This is a genomic window from Vibrio sp. V08_P9A1T1 (assembly GCF_963874405.1).
In the GTDB taxonomy this organism is placed as follows: Bacteria; Pseudomonadota; Gammaproteobacteria; order Enterobacterales; family Vibrionaceae; genus Vibrio; species Vibrio anguillarum.
This window is the reverse complement of sequence record NZ_CAWNIB010000232.1, coordinates 1-2,241: the sequence shown is the minus strand read 5'-3', so window position 1 is coordinate 2,241 and position 2,241 is coordinate 1. Positions and strand designations below refer to the sequence as shown.

General features: G+C 38.3%; 3 protein-coding genes. All 3 read left to right on the top strand.

Features of this window, described 5'->3' with window-relative positions:
* Positions 1–241 precede the first annotated feature (241 nt).
* Positions 242–1,273 carry an IS630 family transposase gene (locus AACT21_RS09395; RefSeq protein ID WP_176430247.1) on the top strand — a complete coding sequence of 344 codons (1,032 nt, stop codon included), beginning with the start codon at positions 242–244 and terminating at the stop codon, positions 1,271–1,273.
* A gap of 134 nt (positions 1,274–1,407) precedes the next feature.
* Positions 1,408–1,569: a hypothetical protein gene (locus AACT21_RS09390; RefSeq protein ID WP_176430246.1), complete on the top strand. Its 162-nt coding sequence runs from the start codon at positions 1,408–1,410 to the stop codon at positions 1,567–1,569.
* A gap of 385 nt (positions 1,570–1,954) precedes the next feature.
* Positions 1,955–2,241 (top strand): hypothetical protein (locus AACT21_RS09385; RefSeq protein ID WP_217898749.1); only part of this gene is annotated, 287 nt, incomplete at its 3' end.

Below are 2,241 nucleotides of genomic sequence, written 5' to 3'. Positions count from 1 at the left end.
ATAGTACACATTGACATTATTATATTAGTTGGACGAAGATAAAGTCTTCGTCTTTTAACCTGAAAAGTTAAAGTTTAAAACTGCTTATGAACATTCTTATGTGATATCTTTGGCATCCCTTCATATGATCTAGCACTGACGGGTCTCTCTGACATCTATTGAATCCGGAATCCATGTTTTATATACCTGTGATCATTGAAGATGCTTGATTTTTATTAAAATCAGGATCATGCTAAGCGCCATGAAAATTACTCTGACTCCTCAACAGAAACACCAACTCGAACAAATGCACGATTCTACTCGCGATGGTCGAGTGCGTGAGCGTATTAAAGCCGTATTGCTTACCACTGAGGGTTGGAGTCAGACTATGATTGCTCAAGCTCTTCGTATTCATGAGTCTACCGTTGCACGTCACCTCAGTGACTACGTTCTTTCTGAAAAACTTAAGCCCGAAAATGGCGGAAGCCAAAGCAAGCTTTCTGCTACTCAAACCATGCACCTAATCGAGCATTTGACTAAGAAAACCTATTCTCACACTCATCAAATTGTCGCCTACGCTAAAGAGACGTTTGGACTTGATTACACGGTTTCTGGTATGAACAAGTGGCTTCACCACAATGACTTTAGTTACAAGCAACCGAAAGGCGTACCGTACAAGTTTGATGAAGCAAAACAGCAAGCATTCATAGAGGCTTATGAAGCTCTAAAGGCAAGCTGTGGCAAGGATGAATCGATAGTCTTTATCGACGCTGTTCACCCAACCTTATCAACAAAAATATCTTATGGCTGGATACGGACTGGCCAGGATAAAGTGATTGAAACAACGGGCAATCGTAGCAGGTTGAACATTATCGGCGCCCTGAACCTGTCAGATATTGGTGCCACTATCGTTCAGGATTACGAAAGTATTAACAGTGAAAGTATTGTTCGCTTTTTCTGCAAGTTAAGAGAGAGTTATCCGTTAGGCCATAAGCTTCATATCATCTTAGATGGTGCGAGATATCACTGTAGTGACTTAGTCAAAGATGCGGCGTTTGTCCTAAATATCGAACTTCATTATCTTCCACCTTACAGTCCAAACCTCAACCCAATAGAGCGGTTATGGAAAGTAATGAATGAGAAGTCGAGGAATAACGTTTACTTTAAAAGGAAACGGGACTTCAAGGCGGCAATAGAGCAATTTTTTGCTGTGACTCTTCCAGAGATCGCAGGCTCTTTGACATCTCGAATTAATGATAATTTTCAGGTTCTCAAGCCTGCATCTTCAAGTTGATTTGGTATAATCAAAGTCGTTTAGAGTAAGCGTTCGACACTATTTTGAAATGAGCGTGCTCCCATACCACGATGGTGACTCCTACAGTGTGCCAGAAAAATAGAGCACTTGATAGACAAGATACTAGGCTTCCATTGACCAATAAAGATTTAAGTTTTTTAGGTGATGTAGAGTTAGAGTGGCCTGAGCTGAAAACCATGATTATTATGGTTTCAATAAGTCAAGAAGACAAGGTAGCGAAAGCGTTAGAAGTGGTGGTGAAATACTACATCAACTCGAAGGATTCAAATGTTTAAAAAATGGTTAAATGCACGCATTCACATAGGTTGGTCGAGTCGATGCATTGGAGTTTGGATACCTAACTTGGTGAAAATGCGAGTCGTAAACGCGCGGAAGAAAGTGCAAAGAAATTCGCAAGGATCAGACAAGCGCGTTTAAATATTCTCAAGAGTGATATTCGCTGTCATACAAGACGTATTCTGACTTGTTATTATTTTAGAACACAATACGATGATTGGTATGCTTATTTTAATAATTGAAACCGATATACTTTATGTGTTGTGCTCATTACAAATTAAGTTCATTATAAATTATGCTTGTATACTTAGCTTTCATGATTTAGCGTTATAAATTATGATAACTTCATGTTAGTTGTTAAAGAATTTATGGGAGTGTTAGTTCGTGTACGATATTATATTTTTTGTTCCTTACATGGGTTTTGGCGGCTCAGAAAGGGTAATGATAAACATAGCCAATAATAAAGTTTATGATGACAAAAAGGTATTAGTCTGTATTTTAAAGAAAGGTGGCGAGATGGAACCTTTCCTAGACAACAACGTCGATATTGTTTACTTGAACAGCCCTAAGGTTTCTCATTCGCTGTTAAAAGTGATTTCTATCTTGCTTAAATATGAATCAAAGAATGTGTTTTCATCTCTTTGGCATATGAATATAATACTATCTATCGC